At 61.6% G+C, this 20,124-nt stretch carries 20 protein-coding genes; 7 read left to right on the top strand and 13 right to left on the bottom strand.

What is annotated here, in order from left to right; genetic code table 11:
* A partial coding sequence (locus tag BIU82_RS09825; protein WP_139146575.1) for a zinc-binding dehydrogenase occupies positions 1 to 495 on the top strand: 495 nt, incomplete at its 5' end.
* 134 nt (positions 496 to 629) lie between these two features.
* Here BIU82_RS09825 and BIU82_RS09820 read toward each other — a convergent pair.
* The 8 genes from BIU82_RS09820 to BIU82_RS09790 all read right to left on the bottom strand — a co-directional run bounded on the left by BIU82_RS09820 (position 630) and on the right by BIU82_RS09790 (position 7,442).
* The gene (locus BIU82_RS09820) at positions 630 to 1,712 is read right to left on the bottom strand and encodes a glycoside hydrolase family 172 protein (RefSeq protein WP_070349293.1); all 1,083 of its coding nucleotides are present in this window, start codon (positions 1,710 to 1,712) and stop codon (positions 630 to 632) included.
* A gap of 44 nt (positions 1,713 to 1,756) precedes the next feature.
* Complete coding sequence (locus BIU82_RS09815) at positions 1,757 to 2,641, bottom strand: carbohydrate ABC transporter permease (protein ID WP_070349292.1); 885 nt, start codon at positions 2,639 to 2,641, stop codon at positions 1,757 to 1,759.
* Complete coding sequence (locus tag BIU82_RS09810) at positions 2,638 to 3,543, bottom strand: sugar ABC transporter permease (protein ID WP_139146574.1); 906 nt, start codon at positions 3,541 to 3,543, stop codon at positions 2,638 to 2,640. Before BIU82_RS09810 ends, BIU82_RS09815 begins: the two co-directional genes overlap by 4 nt.
* Positions 3,544 to 3,619: 76 nt before the next feature.
* The gene (locus BIU82_RS09805) at positions 3,620 to 4,927 is read right to left on the bottom strand and encodes an extracellular solute-binding protein (protein ID WP_253182741.1); all 1,308 of its coding nucleotides are present in this window, start codon (positions 4,925 to 4,927) and stop codon (positions 3,620 to 3,622) included.
* A gap of 104 nt (positions 4,928 to 5,031) precedes the next feature.
* Complete coding sequence (locus BIU82_RS20160) at positions 5,032 to 5,508, bottom strand: substrate-binding domain-containing protein (RefSeq protein ID WP_253182740.1); 477 nt, start codon at positions 5,506 to 5,508, stop codon at positions 5,032 to 5,034.
* On the bottom strand, positions 5,450 to 5,899 hold the full coding sequence (locus BIU82_RS20155) for a LacI family DNA-binding transcriptional regulator (protein WP_253182739.1): 450 nt from the start codon (positions 5,897 to 5,899) through the stop codon (positions 5,450 to 5,452). The genes BIU82_RS20160 and BIU82_RS20155 overlap by 59 nt, the downstream gene beginning before the upstream one ends.
* A 971-nt stretch (positions 5,900 to 6,870) precedes the next feature.
* Positions 6,871 to 7,239 (bottom strand): Fic family protein, encoded by a 369-nt coding sequence (locus BIU82_RS09795; protein ID WP_070349290.1) that lies wholly within the window; start codon positions 7,237 to 7,239, stop codon positions 6,871 to 6,873.
* Positions 7,236 to 7,442 (bottom strand): ribbon-helix-helix protein, CopG family, encoded by a 207-nt coding sequence (locus BIU82_RS09790; protein ID WP_253182738.1) that lies wholly within the window; start codon positions 7,440 to 7,442, stop codon positions 7,236 to 7,238. The genes BIU82_RS09795 and BIU82_RS09790 overlap by 4 nt, the downstream gene beginning before the upstream one ends.
* Before the next feature lie 180 nt (positions 7,443 to 7,622).
* Here BIU82_RS09790 and BIU82_RS19700 point away from each other — a divergent pair, with 180 nt between their 5' ends.
* The 3 genes from BIU82_RS19700 (at position 7,623) to BIU82_RS09780 (ending at position 10,775) form a co-directional block, all read left to right on the top strand.
* Positions 7,623 to 8,969: a hypothetical protein gene (locus BIU82_RS19700; RefSeq protein WP_139146573.1), complete on the top strand. Its 1,347-nt coding sequence runs from the start codon at positions 7,623 to 7,625 to the stop codon at positions 8,967 to 8,969.
* A gap of 313 nt (positions 8,970 to 9,282) precedes the next feature.
* Positions 9,283 to 9,549, top strand: coding sequence for a hypothetical protein (locus BIU82_RS20150; protein ID WP_253182737.1), 267 nt, complete (start codon positions 9,283 to 9,285; stop codon positions 9,547 to 9,549).
* A gap of 893 nt (positions 9,550 to 10,442) precedes the next feature.
* Complete coding sequence (locus BIU82_RS09780; protein WP_171906527.1) at positions 10,443 to 10,775, top strand: hypothetical protein; 333 nt, start codon at positions 10,443 to 10,445, stop codon at positions 10,773 to 10,775.
* A gap of 115 nt (positions 10,776 to 10,890) precedes the next feature.
* Here BIU82_RS09780 and BIU82_RS09775 read toward each other — a convergent pair whose 3' ends face one another.
* Positions 10,891 to 11,424: a hypothetical protein gene (locus BIU82_RS09775; RefSeq protein ID WP_070349286.1), complete on the bottom strand. Its 534-nt coding sequence runs from the start codon at positions 11,422 to 11,424 to the stop codon at positions 10,891 to 10,893.
* A 379-nt stretch (positions 11,425 to 11,803) separates the two neighbouring features.
* Between BIU82_RS09775 and BIU82_RS19690 the strand changes: the two genes are divergently transcribed.
* Entirely contained in the window at positions 11,804 to 12,628 is an 825-nt protein-coding gene (locus BIU82_RS19690; RefSeq protein WP_139146571.1) for a hypothetical protein, read from the top strand.
* A gap of 138 nt (positions 12,629 to 12,766) precedes the next feature.
* Here the strand turns inward: BIU82_RS19690 and BIU82_RS09765 are convergent, their stop codons facing one another.
* Both BIU82_RS09765 and BIU82_RS09760 read right to left on the bottom strand, forming a co-directional pair.
* A complete protein-coding gene (locus tag BIU82_RS09765) occupies positions 12,767 to 13,693 on the bottom strand; it encodes a hypothetical protein (RefSeq protein WP_139146570.1) in 927 nt (308 codons plus the stop codon).
* Complete coding sequence (locus BIU82_RS09760) at positions 13,681 to 14,304, bottom strand: hypothetical protein (RefSeq protein ID WP_070349283.1); 624 nt, start codon at positions 14,302 to 14,304, stop codon at positions 13,681 to 13,683. The genes BIU82_RS09765 and BIU82_RS09760 overlap by 13 nt, the downstream gene beginning before the upstream one ends.
* A gap of 219 nt (positions 14,305 to 14,523) precedes the next feature.
* Here BIU82_RS09760 and BIU82_RS19895 point away from each other — a divergent pair, with 219 nt between their 5' ends.
* Complete coding sequence (locus BIU82_RS19895; protein WP_171906526.1) at positions 14,524 to 14,691, top strand: hypothetical protein; 168 nt, start codon at positions 14,524 to 14,526, stop codon at positions 14,689 to 14,691.
* 158 nt (positions 14,692 to 14,849) lie between these two features.
* On the opposite strand, the gene BIU82_RS09755 is transcribed toward BIU82_RS19895, so the two are convergent.
* On the bottom strand, positions 14,850 to 16,136 hold the full coding sequence (locus BIU82_RS09755; RefSeq protein WP_070349282.1) for an N-6 DNA methylase: 1,287 nt from the start codon (positions 16,134 to 16,136) through the stop codon (positions 14,850 to 14,852).
* Positions 16,137 to 16,329: 193 nt separating this feature from the next.
* Entirely contained in the window at positions 16,330 to 16,887 is a 558-nt protein-coding gene (locus BIU82_RS09750) for a transposase (protein ID WP_139146569.1), read from the bottom strand.
* A gap of 711 nt (positions 16,888 to 17,598) precedes the next feature.
* On the opposite strand from BIU82_RS09750, the gene BIU82_RS09740 reads away from it, so the two are divergent.
* Positions 17,599 to 20,124 (top strand): hypothetical protein (locus tag BIU82_RS09740; RefSeq protein WP_070349279.1); only part of this gene is annotated, 2,526 nt, incomplete at its 3' end.

Below are 20,124 nucleotides of genomic sequence, written 5' to 3'. Positions count from 1 at the left end.
GCCGTCCTGAAACGCGCCGGCGCGGCGAAAATCACCGCCGTGGACATGCACGACAAACCGCTCGAAATCGCGCGCGCGGTCGGTGCGGACGAGGTCCTCAAGGGAGACGACGCCGAGGCGATCGCCGCCGTCGAGGCCGACGTCGTCATCGAATCCTCCGGCAGCCACTTCGGCCTGGCCTCGGCCATCAAAGGCGCGGTGCGCGGCGGCAAAGTGGTCATGGTCGGGCTGCTGCCCAGCGGACCCCAGCCGGTGCTCATCTCCCTGGCCATCACCCGCGAACTGGAACTCCTGGGCTCCTTCCGCTTCAACGACGAAATCGACGAAGTCATCACCGCCCTGGCCGACGGCTCACTACACGCCGACCCGGTCGTGACCCACGAATACCCCCTCGACCACGCCCTGGAAGCCTTCGAGATAGCAAAGAACTCCGCACAATCCGGCAAGGTGCTGCTGGACTTCGGTCCGCCAGCAAAGACACAAGCACACGGGTGAGTACGAGGAGTCATTACCGCGCTGTCCCTGAGGTTCAAAAATTTACGCCAATAGGCTGAGACTGAAGCGGCCCTGCCAGAAGACCTGGCAGGGCCGCTTCGGCTGGACTCCTAGGGCCCGACGGCGGCACAGGACTACCGCGGCCAGCGCAGCCGGGCGGCCGGCAGTTCGGGAAGGTTACGGTTGATCGTGTCCTGGTACCAGTACGCGGTACTGCAGATGTCGTCGCTCCGCTCGAACAGCCCTCCGTGATCCCAGGTTCCGATCTGCTGAACGGTGACCTTGAGGCGTTCCTGGAAGTAGATGGGGTCCGGGATGTGCCAGCGGTACAGGCCATGCATTGGCGGCATGCCCCGGTGGAAAGGTGCCGCTTTGCTCTTGTCCTGCGTTTCGTGGAAGGGATAACCGAAGTACGGGGCGCTGAATGTCAGGACTTCCGGTTCGGGGTCCAGCCGGAGCTCGTCCTGGAAGGCCCAGGCACCGCCGGCGTAGTCCTCCAGGCCGGTGCTGCACAGTGTGGGGCAGTCGGCGTCGGAGTCGATGAAGAACTTGACTTCGCCTTCACCCCACCAGTAACGCTGCAGCGAGGCAAGGCCAATGTAGGTGCCCAGATATGTGCCGCGGCCTTCAACTCCGTCCAGGATCACATGGTCCTCGCCCAAGGGCAGATCGCCGTTGGAGCGGCGCCACTGGGCGTGGAAGTATCCGGCCCCGGATACGTCGTCGCCCACCGTGTAGTCCACCTGATAGAAGAAGTGCGTCAGCGCACCCCCATGCTGGTTTTCAACGGTGATCCGTGCCCTCTCCCGGAACGGCATGGCGATGAAACAGTTCATCCCGCCCGTCGGGGCTACCACCACGGGCTCGCTCGTCACCAAACAGCGTTGGGCAAAGCCGTTGCAAAAGAAGTCACCCAGCGGAACTTCCACGCTTGGCACGTCGGAGCCGTCCCAGTACATGCGCAGGACGAGGTCCCGGAGCACGAAGGGGCCCTTGTCCGTCCGGTCATCCACAGTGATCCAGATATGGCGGATGACACCGGGTCCTTGGATGTCGGCCAAGGTGGCGGTCTCGCCGGAAGGGATGTTGATCCAGGCTGAACCTTTTCGGCCCGGGCCCAGCTCAGAGGATGCCTTCGCGCCCTGCCCGGGCTCTCCGCTGAAGTTTTCGGCATTGATGGAGCGGCTGCTGACGCCGGCGGGCTGCATCGCCCACATGATTGACACGTTTGGTTCCTTTCGTAAGTGCTTCTGGAATGGCTCTACTTGACGGCTCCGGCCGCGACACCGCGCACCAGGGTCCGTTGGAAAAGCAGGAAGAAGACGAGAGTTGGCAGGAGGGACAAGAGTGAGCCCGCGTTCAGGACAGTGATGTCGATGTTGTGCTGGCCGCGGAGCGTTGACAGGGCGATCGGGATGGTCTGGGAGGACTGGTCGGAAAGGAGGACTACGGGAATGTAGAACTCGTTCCAGGTCCAGATGAAGAAGAACACCACGAGCACGGACAGGCTCGGGCGCAGGATCGGCACCAGGATCCGCCAGAGGATCTGCCAGCGGCTGGCGCCATCAAGCTGGGCAGCTTCGATCAGTTCCTTGGGGATGGCGCCCATAACGCTGGAAATAAGGTATGTCCCGTAGGCGGCCTGGAGCACCGAGAATACGATGACGACGCTCCAGATGGTGTTGAACGTCCCGGTGGCCTGAGCTCCATAGAACAGGGGGTAAATGAGGGCCTCGTGCGGAAGCATCGTGGCAATGAGCAACACAGCGAGCACGATGCCGCTCACCTTTACCCGTCCAATGCCCAGCGGGTAGGCACTGATCAGGGACAACACCACCGCGATGGCAGCCACGAGCACGGAGACGGCGATCGAGTTCCAGAGAGCCTGGCCGTAGTTCACGCGGCCCAGGTAGTCCAGGAACGCCTGCAATGAGAAGGACGACGGGAAGGCCAAGGGGCCATTGCTCGAGTAGTCCTGCGTGGACTTGAAGGCGTTCAGGATGATCAGGCCGAAGGGCGCGAAGATCGCGATGCCGGCCGCAATGGCCACGGCAAACAGGACCCACTCACCTGGGGTTCGCCGCTGGAGTGAACCGCCGCGGTCCGTCACTACTTGCTGTCGGTCAAGGGTCCGTACATTGCTCATTGTGCTTCCTGCCTGCGCTGCCACCACAGCATGAGCGCTGCAATCGCGAAAATTACCAAGGCCATGACGGTGGAGATCGTGGAGCCGTAGCCCACTTGGGACAATTCAAAGAAGTTCCGGTAGGCGTAGTACGACGGCACCACGGTGGAACCTTCCGGCCCGCCTCCGGTCAGGATCAGGATCGGAGCAAAGACCTTGAGCGCCGCCACAGTCGCCGTCAGGACCACGATGAAGATCTCCGGCCGGATGGTCGGCAGGGAAATGGCCAGGACCTGCCGCCATTTCCCGGCGCCGTCAAGTGCGGCGGCCTCGTAGAGTTCCGGGTCCACGCGGGATAGCGCGGCCATGAAGATCACCAGTGGATAGCCGATCTGCAGCCAGATGAGCATCAGCATGACGGCGTAGATCGCCAAGTCAGGGTTGCCGAGCCAGTCCGGGCCATCGGCACCCAGGGACTGGAGGAAGGTGTTGATGGCACCGTTCGAGGGGTCGAGGATCCAGCTCCACATGAAGCCGGCGACGGCGATCGGCAGGATCTGCGGGAGGTAATAGGTGGCGCGGAGGAAACTGGCGATCCTGGGTCCGAAACGCCGGCCGATGGTTTCTGTCAGCAGGGCCGCGAGCAACAACCCGATGGCGGTGGGTATGACCACGATGGCGACGACCATGAAGATGGAGTTTCGCAGGGATGTCCAGAATTCAACGTCTTCGAACAACTGCACATAATTGTTCAAGCCGTTCCACCGCATGGGGGCGGTTCCGCCCTTCCACCGGAAGAGGGAGTAGTAGATGTTCATCCCGAAGGGGATGCCGACCACGGCCAGGAAGCCGATGAAGATCGGCAGCAGATACAGCCAGTAGCCGCTCGGTCGGCGCAGCTTCGGCGCCAGTCCATTGCTCACGGCGGGGTTCCATTCGTCTGAGTGCTTGTTCGATCAGGAGGTGGGGCGGGCCGATAGCCCGCCCCACCGGCGGGGGCTACTTAGTGCCCTTGTCGTAGAACTCCTGCAGGGCATCGAGATAGCCGGCAGCGGTTTCGTTCTTGTTGGACATGGCTTGCATGTGGTTCTGGATGAAGTCCAGGAAGCCGGGGACAGGGTAGTCGGGGTAGAAGGACAAGGTGTCCGCCTTGACGACGTCGTTGAACTTTTGGGTCAGTTCCTTCGTCAGCGGGTCGGAGATCGCATTGATGTCACCGGCGAGCGGGAGTCCGCCCTTCTGTCCGATCAGGTTTTGCACTTCGGGGCTAAGGGTGGTTTCGATCCAGTCATAGGCCAGGTCCTTGTTCTTCGCCTTGGCGGGAACGCCCCAGAGGTGGCCGGAGGAGCCCATGGACAACTTGGCGCCAGGCATGATGAAGAATCCCCAGTCGAACTTGGCGTCTTTGCGGATGCGCGCGAACATGCCGTTGTTCCAAGGCAGCATGACGGCCTTTTCCGAGAGGAAGTTCACGGTGGCTTGTTCGAAGGACAGGCCACCGAGTTTGTCGCCGACATATCCCTTCTCGATCCATTGCTGGAAACGTTCGGTTCCGCTCTTCCAGGCGCCGGAACGGAAATCGACCTTGTCGCGAACGAACATGAAGTCGTCAATCTCTTTCCGGCTGGCCTCGGCCGAAACCAGCGAGTACCAGACCCACATCTGGTTGAAACCCTGGCTGGTGCTGGCCGAACTGGAAATCGGCACTTCGCCGGCGGCTTTCAGTTTGTCCACCGCGGCTTCGAAGGAGGCCAGGTCTGTGGGCAGGTCCTTGATGCCGGCTTTCGCGAACTTGGCCTTGTTGTAGTAGAAGTACACGTACTCCCCCACGTTAGGGACGCCGTACCAGTCACCGTCGCCTGCCATGCCGTCGTCGTTGTACTTCGCGAAGGCGGCCATGGAACCGGTGACCTTCTTGTCCCAGCCGAACTGGCTGACCTGCTCATTCAGGGGCTGGAGCAGCCCTTGGGAAGCGAGCTGTCCGCCGTCGGCATTGCCCTTGTTGAACTCCACAACGTCCGGAACGTCATTGCCGGACAACAGGATCTTTGCGTTCTGACGGAAAGCATCAAAGCTGGTCTGCTGGACATCCACTGTGAGGCCGGGGTGCTTGGCTTTGAAGAGCTCGACCGCTTTCCGCCAGCCTTGGCCCTGCGGAGTGGTGGGATCTTCATACTGCAGGATGGTGAATTTGCCGGAACCGTTCCCGGCGGAGTTTCCGGAAGGGGCGGCCGACGAACAAGCCGCCAGGCTCAGGGCTCCGAAACCGAGGGCGCCGAGGCCGGCGATGGCCTGACGTCGGGTCATTGGACGCATGGTGATACCTCTCTACTTGGTTGCACGCCAGTGTTCGGGGCGCGTTGGGGTGGGCCGGCTGCCTGCGGCAGCCGACAAGATGATGCGGAGAATCGTTACGACGACGGGCGGGCCACAGAGTCGCGGATCACAAGGGGGCAGGGGGCCAGGAAGGAGACGGGCTGCTCCGGGCCCTCCCCAGCGGTTCGCGCGACGAGCTGCTGCACTGCCCACCGCCCCATTTCGTAATGCGGGAGCTGAACGGTGCTAAGGCCGGGCAGGAGGCTCTCAGCGAGGAACGGATGGTTGTCGAATCCCACCACGGAGAGGTCCTCCGGGATCCGCAGGCCCAACTGGGAAGCGGCTTGATAGATTCCGAATGCCAGCCTGTCGGAGAAGCAGAAGATTGCCGTCGGACGGTCCGGGTGAAGCAAAAGGTCCATGGCAACTTTCCGGGCTGCCTCAGCAGTCAGGTCTGCTGCCTCGGCGTGCAGTGTTGGATCCGGAGTCAGCCCACCCGCCCGTTGCGCTGCTTCATATCCTTCGCGCCGCAGCCGGCGTGCGACATATTGTTCGTCCGCCAGATTGCACATCGCGATCCTGCGATGCCCGGCCTCCAGAAATGTTCCGCTGAAGCAGGGCCTTGACCGCCGGCACCTCCAGCCCGGGATCGCCTGCCGTGTCGATGAGCATCAGCAGGTAATCGTGTTCTGCCGCCGCCGTCTGCGCTCCGGCCAACATGGGGCCGGCGAAGGGAATCGACGCAACCCGGTCCGAAAGCAAGCCGATGGTGAGGGACTGTTTGGTCTTCAGACCACGCGCCAACAGGTTCGGGACATAACCCAGCTCATCAGCCACAGCACGGATTCGTTCCGCAACATTGGCATTGACACGCCCTTCTCCCCTGTCGTTCAGGACCAAGGACACTGCGGATACCGATACACCAACCTCATTGGCGATATCACGGAGCGTGACGAGGCTCACGATTGGCACCTGCTTCCTTGATCATCAATCGATTGATGGACTACTGCAAACGATTGATGCAATGCTGCAAGGGTCAAACGAATTGACGCAACGCCGTTACCAAACTGTTACCAGAACGCCGTGGGCGCGAGGTCTCTCCCAGTGGATTTCACCATGCCATCAGCCCCTTCAACGAAGCTTCCCCGCGGTGACCCATACTCATCGCCGGCGATATGCACCCGAAGCATCCTGGCATCGTTAGTGAATCTGCGACAGCCTGGTCACTAACCCGCGGCTTTGGCCTCCACATGCGGCAGACTTTGCGCCCAGGCCGCTTCACAGGGCACTCAATACCAGAACGTCCCGGCTCAAGGGGCACCTAAGCGCGCCGATTTGCCGAGCAAACATTCAGGGCCGGCACCTATTGACGTGCATGGGCGATCAGACCTGAACCGGCGCGGCGCCGAGTTGGCGGCAGCATTTATGCCATGTGAGGATTCGGCTTGCTGTCCCAGGTGTGCACAACGCCAGCCGAAGGCACTAAGGAGTCAATGCATTCCTGGTTCACAAGTAACAAGGCTGGTCGCCTTAGTCCTAGCTCCTACGCTCGAGGAAGTCTGCTACGGCGAAGCAGTCGCGGACCCCACCCACCATCAGCCAAAGGTCATGTAGCACCGCCCCTGCCCCACGATGGATAAGGAAGACCACTGAACCACCAGCCACCCAAAGAAAGCGAGGCATCCGCCAACGAAAAAGGCCCCCGAAGGGGCCTTTCCGTGAACATTCTGTCCACACTCAGCGGTCTACAAGCCCCTGAGCTGCGGAAACACTGTGCCCGAGGTGGGACTCGAACCGGGTTCCAAGCCCCGGAAACACAGGGAGCTCCCGAAAACATGCCGGGCACGGCCCAATACGGCCGATGTACGGTCCAGCCCGAGAGGCAAAGTGTGGACAGTGTCCACACCCCCGCTCGTTGGAAGCCTCAGCAACAACTAACGGCGCACCAAGTGCTTCGAAATCTCCGCCGCCGAGTCCCGCAGCTCGATGTCGCCAGCAGCCACTCCCACGACGAGCCCGAAACCCTCATCAGTCGTGAAGTCATGGCGGAAGCCGTTGATCCACGACAGCAAGACCATCAGCGTCCATGCTGTGCGCTTGTTGCCGTCGATGAGCGGATGAAAACGGGCCACCGACTCAAGCAAAGCGGCCGCCTTGCCCGCCAACTCGGGATAGGCCTCCGCACCCATGACAGTTGTCGCCGGGCGGGCCAATGCCGAAGCAAGCAGGCCGACATCCCGGATGCGAAAGCCGTACCGATCAACAACCTGCAGCGCATCCTCGATGTCCAGGTACGCGGTCACGCGTCCTCAAGCCGGGTAAGCAACTCAGCGTCATGAGTCATGACGAAATCCAGGCCCTCACTGATTTCACGCCGGCGCGCGTGGCGCTGCAGAACCAACTCAGCCCCCTGCAGAAGGAGCGCGGACTTGGACGTATGCTCCTCGGCGGCGAGTTGCTCAAGCCGACGATCAAGGTCTTCCGGGACGCGAAGATTCATTGCCATGGAAGCTATGGTACCAAACCAGTACCTTGCCCGCACTCGTTGCCCAGCAAGGGCGTATCCGGAGCCCACATTGATAACGTCACACCATCAGGCGCAGGATCGTCTGAGCAGATCAGAGCACATAGTACGGACACTCCTTCGGTGACTTGATTCGCAGAGTCGACCGGGGATGATGGCACTGTGCCAACGATAAAGAAGTGGGAATTCAAGCGGCTGCTTGACGAGCTCTCAGATGAACAGTATGGCCTGGTCATTCAAGCACTCCGGGACGCGGGGCTGACATGGCCGGGCTGGACCGACCGCCTCAGCCCAACGATCGACCCTCCAACACCAGCCGAGCCGTTCAGATTTCATATCCCCTTGATGCGACTCGTCTCGGCTCTCAATCTGGTCAGGACGGGGGTTGACTACTCTTACACGGGCGCCATCAAAGGTGGCATCTGGATGCAACCCCTTCAAGACGGCGTAAGAATGTGTGCAAGCAACGACTTCACCGCTGCCACCTGCGACCTCGAAGCAACCGTAGACGTCCCAGGAACTGCTGTCATCGACTCTCGCGAGTTCTGGCAGATCGTCGACGCACTCCGGAAAGGCCTGCCCGCGGCCGCGCGTGCAGCCGCAATAGCAACGATCGAGCATGACGGAGAAAAGCGAGCACGCATCAGCGTTGGTGGGCGATCTCACTTAGCTGCAATACTGCCCCGCATCATTGACGAACCCGAGCTGCCTCCGCGAGCAGATGCCTCGGTCCGGGTGCATTCAGTTGCAGCCTTCAAGCAAGCAGTGCCTTTTACATCAGCTTCTGCGGGGAACAACACCACAGGCTCGGACCCCCGAGAACCAAATCAAGTGGCCCTCCGCACTGTCGATGGCCGCCTCGTCCTGGATGCCATCGACATGTACTCCTACGCCCAGTCCTCCGTCCTCGCCCGCCACGACTCAGCCTTCACCAGCTCACTTCATAACCGCTGGCTTCAGGACGTCGCCAAAGCAATCAGCAGCGGCGAAATCCACATCGGTGAGACAACGTCACCGACAGGCAAGAAGCTCCTCATGATCGGGGGAAACCATTGGGCAGCTTGGACAAGCGAGATCGCTCCTTGGAAAGCAACCCATAATCCTGCCGCCTGCAATATCACCGCGTCGGCGACGTTCAAGAGCAAGGAAGTCCTCTCCTATCTCTCCGAGGCAAAACGCCTGGCCGAGTCCTCGCGAACCGGATACCAACGAGGAATCGTCAGAGTGCACTTGGAGCAGGATCTTCTTCACATCTCGTCAGCCAACGGCCAGGAAACCGCTAACACCGGTTCCATCCGCGTCGAAGCACAAAGCGATAATCGGCAACCCGCGACCGCATATTTGGCAGTTCAGATACTGCACGGCGCCCTAAGCCGCTTCACCAACCAAGACGTCACTATCCACCTCACCGACACCACCGCGGTTTACCTCACCACTCCCGGATACCAGCCCGGCCAATATCCTCCCGCCCTTTGGGCCGTGCCCCGCACGAAAGCACCGGAACACTAGCCTCGTCCTCGAGTGGCAGAGTGTTCCCTCAATAGCCCAGGCACCCATCGCCGCGGCAGTTAGCAATCCACAACAACGCAGCAATCGGAGCGGCCGGCTAGGCCCTGCAAACACAAGCACACGGCGCCGAGCTACCAACCAAACTTCCGGTCGCGAGCAAGGCGAGCCTCGCGCAGCATAACTGCGAAACACCGCTTTCTGTGAGGGTGCCCGCAGCGGAAGGCAACTGCACGGCGGCTGTTTCCGGCAGCCAACAGACTCCGGCGTCAACCCGCAACCCAACGTGGCTGCGCCCACGGGCTAAGCTTGCAACATGGCCCTGGCACACGCATTCATCGACGCCGCAGGAAACCGGCACGGCTCGAACGACATCAGCGACTACGGCGTCAGGGAGTTCGCGTACACACCAGCCTCTGGACCGTTTGCCGGTCAGCCACTCACTATGCTCGCGACGACCTGGGACGGCAATCCCAGCGGAACATGGCTGGCGGCCTCGGAGCGATGGGGTTGCTACGCCACCGACGAAGTTGAAGAACTCCTGGGCATGGACCGACCGGAACCAGTCCGATACGGGTGGTGACCACCTTGCACCAACCTTCGCCGCTGAGCTGCCTCGTCTGAAAGACGTGCGATGGCTTGGAGATGGTTCCTCCGCGGCAAGTGAGCCTGAGTTTGTCATGACGAGTGGCGAGGCCTCGCCATTGCTTGTCCTGGTTGAAGCCGCGTTCAACGACGTTACATCCCTTGTAGTCCTCGACGTCGTAGCCGGCTGGACCACCGACCGTGCCCACCTCTCTTATGTCGGCCGACACCGCACGAGAACTTGGAAAATTTGATCAACCCGGGTCCAACCTTAAGAGCGGCTGTGCACATTGTGCATACTCTCCTGAACGCTCCGAGCTCCTCTGTCTGCGCCACCTAACGAAATCATCGCGGACGACGGGTAGATGTCATATAGTTCAGACCTGGTCCCACCATGGATAAGCAAGACCACAGAACCAACACCCCCCAAGGAAACCGAGGCACCCGGAAACGAAAAAGGCCCCCGAAGGGGCCTTTCCGTAAACATTCTGTCCACACTCAGAGGCCTAAAACCACTCTGACCTGCGGAAACACTGTGCCCGAGGTGGGACTCGAACCGGGTTCCGGGCCGCGGAAACACTGGGAAGTCGCGAAAACATGCCGAATCCGGGCCAGTCCGGCCGATGTACGGCCCAGTCCGACAGACAAGGTGTGCACATTGTGCACACCTCTCTTTGTGCCGTGAATTGGCGGCGGAAGGCAGCCGAGGGAACCCGAGCTTCGCATACACACCGAGCAGCCACACCGCGCTCCCTCCGGTTCGCCGCTGATCTTCTCGCCGTTCATTGCACATCCGTCCCCGCGCCCGACCGTGTGGACACGAGGCGACTGTCGCTCGATGCTTCACGCCAAGGCGATCAGGTCGAGCTGCACGAAGGCATGTCTGTCCTGATGCAGCGCATGGACTCGGCTGCCTGTCGGGCAAATCAGAATGCCATTCTCCATGTGAAGGGTCTACCAGCTGTCATCAGGTCCATCGACGACACCCGGAGTCTTATCAAACGCTTCTATAAGGCACTGAGCATCGAAGTCGATTGGGACTCACTGGACCCTATTCAGTGGCGCGCTGCCATTCGGGAGTGGCAACAGTGGAAGAATGCCTTGGCGGAAGCCGGAACGGAAGCATGGGATAAGGGCAAGCCAGTCCTCGTGGCCGTCGCCTTTTCCGCCCTCGGCGTGCTAGTGAAGGACAAAATCAAACTACCCTTGAAGTCCGGAAGCTAGCTCGTCCAAGGCTGCCTCTACCAAGCTTCGCAATATCCCGCAAAACGAGTGAATCTCGATGCGGGCTTGTTGACCTTCGCTAAGCGACGCGGCCATTCAACACGCGTGCTGCAAGTCAGGAAGGACGCTGAACGCCGGGGTGCGGGGCTTCACCTCTCATGCCGCCCAGTGCCTCGTAAGCCAACCGGAACTTCGCCGTTACGTCCGTTCCGTGCTGCCGTGCCCGACCAGTCGGAAGCCTAGGTCCCTTGGCGTGCGGGCTGAGAAGCCCCATGAGCTCTTCCCGCGTGTACTCGCGCGCCCATTCCAACGCGTCTGTTTCACGCTCGAATCGAATGCACAGAGCGACATCGAAATCGATAAAGTCGGGGAGCTCGGGGGCGAACTGAAATATACGGTTCACGCCTTTCGGCAGGGTGCGAGTTTTCACCTGCATCTTGCGACCCAGTTCATCAGTCAGGTCGTACCCTTTCGTCCCGGGCGGCGCGAGGACACCACCATAGACCGCCAGCGCCAGCGCTTCGCCGACCTCGCCCTGAATACTGCCGGATGTGCGGGAGACACCGCGACGAATGACCTCCTGTCCGATGCGCGATTGCAGTTGGAGCAGTTCAGAAAGAGTAAGTGCGTTCAGGTCAGGAATCGTCACGGGATCATCATAGAGTCATTGCAGGACAGTTCTGCGGCGTGCCAGAGCAGTCCGGGACACCGAAAGACTTCAGCTGGCCGGCTCTGCTCGTGTCGGAGGGCCCACGTACGCTAAGGGCATGAGCCAACGGCCTAGTTTTTTTGAGCGTGACCAGAGTTGAGTCTCACTGACAGTTTGAAGGATTCCGGCTCACCGGTGCTGGCCTACCTTGAGCGGGTCTCACCGCGGCTTGAGGCCGTGGCCGGCAACACCGCCGGCGCGCGGATTGCCGCCACCGAACCGTCTGTCCAAGAGCCGTCTTCGGGACCCCGACGTCCGCGAGGCTGCAGCACGCCACGAGCGGACACCGCCCGCTGTACTGGCAAGGCTCGCTCGCGTTGTGGACAGCTACATCCGTGCTGCCGTCGCGGCAAACACCAGCACTCCGGCCAATGTCCTGGAGGCGCTCTCGGCGGACTCGGACGAGTACGTCCGAATACGGGCTTCAGGGAACGAGTCGACCCCGCCGACGGCGATCAACGCACTATCGCACGATGCGTCGCCAAAGGTGCGCCAGGTAATAGCGGGGCGGGTCATCCTCGCTCCTGGCGTGCTGGAGCGGCTGTTGGAGGATGAATCACACGGCGTACGGGGAATTGCGTTATCAAATCCTGGAGCACGAGAGGTGTTCTGTCGCCGGGGTGAATCGTTCGATGACGCCGTTGCTGAATTCAATGAGCAGCAAGCACCGGTGCCTGCCAGTAGAACGACCCTTCTCGAAAAGGCTGCAGATAAGCGGGCTGACGTGCGATTGACAGTCGCCTTCGACCCGGAAACAGATGCGGACATCCTTGCCTTCCTCGGCGGAGAACGACGAAGCAAACAAGTGCGACGGGCGGTAGCAGCTAATCCCAATGCACAGGCGAACCTGCTTGCTTCCCTCGCTGAGGACAGCGACGCGCCGGTCCGCCAGGCCGTAGCGTTCAACGGCGCAACGCCGGCAAGGGTACTCGCTGACCTTGCAGGGCGAAGCATCGACTTGGCCCTGGTCGTCGCGTTGAATCCTGACGCGCCCGACGAGGTTCTCGAGCTGCTCGCCGACGATGCAGAGCCGCTGGTCCGGTTTGTAGCAACAGGCATGAGACTGGGCCGCCGTGCATCGGTTTCTGCAGGTACTTCACGTACGTCGCTCTCGGCGGAGGCTGGGGTCCTAAGCCACGAATGACCTAATCGTCCGTCGACCTTGCCGGTGCTTTAGGCTCACCTATCGAAAACGTGATTAGCACAGCTGTCAGGTCGGTCAGGTGCCCACGAGAATGCTGACTACTTTCCTGGGCGGTCGGAGACCAATCTGCCGTGCTCACTAGCTCCAGACGTGGATCTCCCGTTCCATCGATTCCCACGCCCCCTGACGAACGACGGCTGGGGGATGTTCCCGGGCGACGCGCGCCACGTCATAAAACACGAACTGAGTCATCGCGCGCATCGTGAGGTCGATGTCGGATGACTGACGAACCTCATCAATCACATCAACGAACCGGGGTCGACTTGGATCATCCGTGATGTGGGACAGCGCGTTGCGTCGACCGTTGAAGCTGTCGAGGTGCTTTCCGATTGTGAGACCCTCGGCGTAAGCCATCGATGAGAAGGTTTCAAGCCGAAGCCGTTTGAGCGCTAGTCCGCCTGTACTTTCTTCGGGGCGAAGTGCTTCAGCCAGGCCATATCCGCGCCAGTACATTGCTGTCTGCATCATTTCTGGCCATGGTTCACTCATCCCTTGGATCGCAAGTACGTGCTCGATGAGGCCCTCGAACGCCGCCCGGACGTTTTCGTCGGATGGCGACAATGCCGGCGCAACGGGGAGGTCGCTCCCCTCACGGCCGATCACACTGCCCAGCGCCCAGCCAATGATCTTCGGGCTGAGGACCGGCGGCAGCGGCGTCGGGATTCCGTCGACCTCAGACAGAGCACGAGTCATGACTGTGGCTTCGAGGTTCGCGGAGAGCTCGCCGCAGGCTCCGCTGGCATGCAGGCCGGCGAGCAGCCAGGTCGCAAATTGCGAGTGCTGTTCCGACAAGGCGCATTGAGCGACACTGTCTGGTGTCAGGTATTCAAGGTCAGAGGTCCATTTCGCGTTGTACGCATCCCCGGCCTCGGCGAGCCAATCAAGCGGCAAATTAATCGAGGCGAGTTGCTCCTCCAGAGCGTCCGAGTGTCGCTTCTCGCCTGCGAGGAGTTTGTACAGCTCCGCGAACACGAGCGGCACGAAGACGCAATTCATTTGGACCACAGCAGGCGCTCCAGTCGTTCAGCAAGCGGTTCGAGCGGCCCGTCCGGTGCGTCTCTGCGCAGCACCGACTCCGGGATCCGCATCTGCCCGAGATCCTTCAGACTGACCCGCGGAATGACGTTTCCGAACAAGAGAATATTGCGGAGCCCGTAGCCGGGCTGCCCGTTGAGGAAGGCGGCGACCATTTTCGTCAGATGCGGCTCGGCGAGGCGCACTCGGTACACTCCGGAATCGATGATCGAGCGCTTTTCGGCGACCCTGGCGTTCGCGCGCTCTCCGACGACCGCGATGAGCAGATCTCCAGCTTCGGCCACAGAAGAGGTGGGCGTCTCGATCATCCATCGAGTGATGGGACGACCGGCAAGCCCCGATCCGGTCATCACCGGAAGCGCACCGTCGGCCGGTGCAGTGAGTGTCGTGTTTCGGTCGAATGACTTCCCTGGCTTGATCTCGATGGCCAGGTCAGCGAGAGGGACTCCGTCGAAGAGGCGCTCGGGTTCCGGCGTTGCCAACGCTATCTTCCACTCGATCCGTCGCAGGTCTGCCGTGGTCCACCACGTTGCGACGGCGTCCTCCTCCTTGCCACGGGATTGTGATTCGACCGCGGCCAAAGGGCTAGCCATCCGTGAACGGGTTTCGTCATCGGGCCAGGGAAGTGCAGCATCACCGATACGCGCCCGTCTTTCCGATAGGGAGTCAGTCAGGAACGCTCGACGGAAGGCGCGGCCCGCAACCGAGCTGAACACTGCCCAGACCCAGCAGGCGTCCGCCCGGCTCGTGAATCGATACGCTGAGAAGCCCCCTGACACGGTGGACCCGGATAGGTCAGAGTGCACCATCAGCGCTGGGAGGTCGGCGCGCGCTGGGACAAGGACATCACCAGGTTGCAGGTTCCCAGCGTCTCCGCCGACGAGATGTCCGGCTCCTTGGTACTTCGTCGTGCGACGGCGAACACCGCCGTGCACGCGGTCCAGGCCCTCCGGGACTATCACCTGTGAGCCCTGCTCCACGAACAACTGGGGTTCGATCCGCGTCCCGATTTCATCCAGTCGAAGCAATGGCCACCGTAAAGGCCATCGGAACGCCACGGCCACGAGCCGTCCCGGATTCCAGTCGGACTCGTTGCGAAGATCGACGATCGTCGTCGGGCTCGCGCTCAACGGGCACCAGCTCCGGGATCGTCAATGTGAGAGAGTGCCGCCACCATTGCAGGTCCGCCAGGGGCGAGCTGCTTCTCCCAGTCCTCCGAGAGCTGTGCGACGAACGTCTCGCTGGCAGGCAACTTGTCCACGACCATCAGAACGGTCTGAATCTGCGTGCCGTACGCGGATCCAGACGGGCATCCGATCAGGGCGGCCACGCGGTAATCGTTCGCCAGGTATTCCCGGTACGCCTCTGCCGGAGCCTGGAAGGTCATGCTCGGCGCTAGCTGGAACACGGCGCGGCCACCGGGCTTCAGGGCGCGGAGGCTCACATCTACGGCCGCAACGTCTGCCAGTCGGGTAGAGGTACCGTTCTGCAGCTTGTGTGGCGTGTCTAGGCGGAAACCGAACGGTGGCGCGGTCACGATCACATCAGCTTCCGGCAAGGCATCCCTGAACGCATCACCGGTTTCGAACGTGACCTTGTCCGGTGCAGTCTGCCCGATGAGGAAGGCAACACGAATGACCTCCGGGTCGATATCGCGCCCAATCGTCTCGATCGTGCGGCCCTCGCGTGCGGCGCGCTCCTGCAACATCCAGAGAAACGATCCGGAACCGCAGAAAGGGTCAACTACTACGCCGTCAAGCCGTTCCCCAACAAGCGAGCCGATCGCGGTTGAGATAGCGGGCGGGCTCACATAGAAGCTCGCGGACCGGTCACGTTCTGCCAGGTCGGCGAGGACGGCACGCCGAGCCCGCCACAACACAGTCGGATCGACGGCGACGACGTCACCGCTCACCGTCTCGATGCTGGCCTGATGCGAGTCGGCCGACGCGGTCTCGACAAACGCGCTCAGGACGGAGGCGCTCAGCTGGCCGTTCCTGCCTCGATTGGCACGCGACCAGACACGCTGCAGCAGTAGCTCGGTGACCAGGTCAACCGACTTCAACTCTCCGGCCGGACGTCCGCTGAGCGCCGGAGGGCCGTCTGCGGGCTGAAGCGTGCGCAGCCCGTGACCCGCCTGAAACCAGCCCTTGTCCGTCAGGACGTAGTGCTCGACCGTTCCGAGCGCGGCCCGAACCTGGGCCAGCTGCGGCAGCGCTGCTTCACGGCGCTGCCCGTGCTTGATCTCGATGGCCAGGCGCGGGACGATCTCTCCCGTCTCGTCGACTCCCCAGGCAAGTACATCGGCTTGAAGGCGCCCCGTGCCCGGTACCCGCACTTCTGTCTGCACGATGGGATAGCCAAGCCCGCGCAGCTGGTCCACGATCTCTCGGATACGTGCCTGCTCGCTCCACATGGACTCTCCTCTCATCATTTGGGCAACCGGAAAAACTAGCACGCCAACTCCGGTTGGAGCAAGACCAAGGTACTACGGGTCGCGCGCCAGCGTGTTGCCCGAGTCAAGAGCCCGAAGGACTCATGCGCTGCCTTTCAATTCCAGCATGGGGCCCAGTGCCTGGGCAATCTCGGCGCTGGTCGCAGTCGTGACGTCATGATTCGCCTCGACCCAGGCGATGGTCGAACGAGAAACGCCGGATTTCTCGCCGAGCTCCGCCTCCGATGGTTGAGTGAAGCCAGTCTCTGCTTACCGTCAAGGACGGCGACGACCTCACGGTCAGCTTGGTGTGGGAACGCCCATGCAGGCGCATTTTCTCCCGCTCACGGGCCAGTCTGCGGTCGATAGTGGCAGCACTCATGCGAACCAACAGATCCGCCTGCGCATCGGTGATATCCAAGACCCGTTCTGCACGCAGCATCGGGACGAGATAACCGGTCGCTGCCGCCAGCAACTTTCCCGCCGGGCCCCTGAGCACCGCCCAGCACAGCACCAAGGCCGGTTGCAGGTCGGCCGGATAAACAGGTTTCCGCCCCGGCCGCACCCTCCGCAGCCCGGGCGGTTCCAGCGCCTGACGCAGCGCCTGACGAGCGTAATCCCGGCGCCAACCGGTCAACTCCACCAACTCGGTGAGGATCTGACCCTTCACCGCCCGCCCCGCTGACTGGTACCGCAACGCCAGCTGCTTCGTCACTGCCTTGCGCTCACCCATGGTCAGTCCCATCCACAACAGTCACCCAGCGACCAACCACCCGGCAACTCATGCCAACCGGAGGTTTTCCAATGAGGCAACGTACCGTCCCCCGCGGAGGTTTTTTATGAGTCAACTCGTGCTCTTTACATGGCGCCCATTCGTGAGGACGATGAAAAGAAATCGCTGGGTCTCGCGCTCTTTTGCGTCGGGTCATTGGCGGCGGTCGATTTGCAAGCAATCGACCTTGGGGGCCTCAAGGGGAGAGGGAAGCTGCAGGGATGGGTGAGATCGCGGCAGACGATCACTATTGCACAGGGTCGGATCAGCTGACTCGAATTCTGGTGTGCCATGGCTAGCCCGTCGATGCGGAAAAACGGAACACCCTTTCCGCCGAACCACGAGAGAGCGACTCCCATCATGGCAAGGCCGCCGGGTTGGGCCGAGGCCAACTTGACCCGGCCACGCAGTCATTCGCGAACTTCGAACTCGAATCGCAGGCGCCGATTGTGGAGGACTGGTTCGTCGGCTGGGATCGCAAGAACGCTGGGATCGCAAGAACAAGGTGAACATCACTCCGATGGACGAGAACAACCCGTACTTCCCCTACATCCGGGACAACATCCGAACGAGGCAGTACACGGACAAATGACTTGAAGCTCACCTAGCTCTGGTCATCGCGCAGGCCAGTCATGAATAAGTAGAGACGTTTCACGCAAGGATGGAGGATCCATGGCAGTCGGAACGGTGGTCGCGATAGTGGGCTTGGTTAAGTCCGCGTATGACGCCTACAAGGCGATCGAAGAGGCCAACGAGACCTACCAGACCGTCATGCAGGTCTACAAGACCTATGCGGAGGCCAAGGCATTCTTGGCCACGATGGCTCCGTCACCCGAGGTGGCAACTGTGCTCAGTCTGCAGGCTCTGCATCAGGGGTTTACCGAGATGTCAGACCAGCTCGACGAGTTGCGGGATGCAATCAAGCAACTCCTCAACCACGAGGAGCAGGCAGCACTGTTGGCGTTGCAGCGTGACCTCGATCAATTCATGGGACACAGCCGCACTGCGCAGGACCACTTGTCTAGGTGGATTGAGGGTGGGTATTCCGAAGACTCATACCGACTGCAGGCCGAAGCATCCTCGTGGCTAGCCGTGAACACGCTCTTAGTTGGGGACTCGTTCTTCCATCGTCCCAACACCCACGGCGGCCCGATCAAATTCGACCACCGGCTGGCAGCGACCACTTACACACACGTGCTGACCGCGCGCGTCGGCGTGATGGCCGTACTCAACCCCAATTTCCGCACCAGCGCGGCCGCACGGGCGGAGCTCCAGCGTCACGCCGATCGGCTGTCATGGATCATCGAGAAGGCCGACGCAGCGTTGGTTCCGGAGGTGTCTGAAGGGTCACTCGACGCTGGTCACTTCCGCGTGCGCTACCGGTCCCTCGACACCATCAGCGGTTACGACTCTGGATGGACTGACTCGGGCTGGATCCCCGGCGGACAAACCGACCTCAACAACTACAGGCAGTCCTTGCTTATTGACCTGAAGGCCGGGCTACGCCTTCGGACTGGTCTGCACCTGCTCATGAGATTCCGGGATGAGGTCCAGTATCATGCGCGTGACCCGCGGACAACGCTGTGGAAACCCTGGGGACCGATCCTCCGCATCGCGGATGGTAATCCTACTGTTGGGGACGTCACTCCCGTGGTCACGGGCCCGGGTGCGATCACGCTGCTATGGAAGAACGCACGCTTCGCGTCAGGAACGTCGGCACACTTGACGTCACGTGTTCCCAAGGAGGCTGTTCCGGTTTGGACTCCTGTCAAGAAGGTTGGGCCGGACGGTTCGGAGTCCACGCCGAAGGCGGCCGTCACGGCTCCGGGCCGGGTGACTGCCGTATTCACGCACACTGAGTTTCCGGCCCACCCTCGCGTTACGGCGGTCGATTTCGATCCGCCCCTGCCTGATGCGGGGAACCCGGCTATCGTAACGATTCCAACCCCGACACCTGCTGGCGTCACTCGAACCGTGATCGACGTCATCGCTACATCGCCCACCATGGTCGACGTGTTCTGGCATGGCGGCTTTCCGGAAATCTACGGCTCTCGCCGCGACGAAACGGGCCAATGGAGTGACCCCAAAATCGTCGTCACGGATAGCAGAGACTTTCTACAGTTCCAGGGCACCAGCGACAAAGACGGGAAGGTTGCCACGTTCTGGAGCAACCAAGACGGTGCACTCCGCTCGGCGTTCTACGACCGATACGACAACCCGCCCCTCACGTCCGCAACCACCATCGCAAGTGCCGGCACCGTAAGGGGTCGACTCCTTGCAACGAGCCCAAGAAAGCGATGCTTCGAGGTGTTCTGGCTCGGTGTGGACGAGGCCGTGTGGTACTCGGCCTACGTGGGTGATGGCCCTGAGCCCCGCTGGAGCGACCCTAGCCGACTCACCGAGCGCGGCGCCGTGCCTCATCGACCGCTAGCCGCCACTAGCCCAACACCAGGAACCGTAATGGTATTCTCGCAGGCAGCGGATGGGCGCCTGTATGCAGCCCGTGCGGGCAAAGACGCCCCGGGGGATGGAACGTCCTACACGCTGGGAACAGCCGTGTGGCCCCAATCGGCATTCCCGTGGTCCGGATCGGGGCCCAAGTTGGCTTGTGCGAGTACGACTCCAGACGACGTCACGGTGTTCTATCCATGGCACGATGTAATCGAGGCAACCACCTGCGACTTGTCATCCGGGGCACCGACACGTTGGCTGCGAGTGGCCCAGGACATCCTGGCCTCCGCTGATCGCCTCTGGAATGAACCAGTAGGGGCATCCGAGACGGCGATCGAACGTGCACTGGATGCCGTGGCCATCACACGAGTGCTAGCGATTGAGGACCCCCGCACGTACGGATCCTCCCACGCGAATTGGCTGGTCCACCCCGTAAGCACCTACTTGGCAGCACAGGGTCGCCACAACCAGGCAATCGAGGGGGTCGACGAAGCCGTCAAGGTGTACCGGGACCTGGTCGCCACGCATCCGGACAACCCCGCCTACCTGAAAAACCTCGCCTGGGCGCTGCACAACCTCACGGCCCGGCACAACCAGGCCGGTCAACCACAGTCAGCCGCAGGGCTAGGCACCGAAGGGGCACAGCTCCCGGCCCGGTTCGATACCGCCGGGGCCAGCCCCGCCGACCGCGCCGACATCGCCTGGAACATCGTCTATATTGGCGCCTACCTACCTGCCGGCGCCGAA

This window comes from Arthrobacter sp. SW1 (assembly GCF_001766675.1).
Taxonomy (GTDB): domain Bacteria; phylum Actinomycetota; class Actinomycetes; order Actinomycetales; family Micrococcaceae; genus Arthrobacter.
Note: the sequence above shows the minus strand (reverse complement) of the source record. Positions and strands in the feature narration are given on the sequence as shown.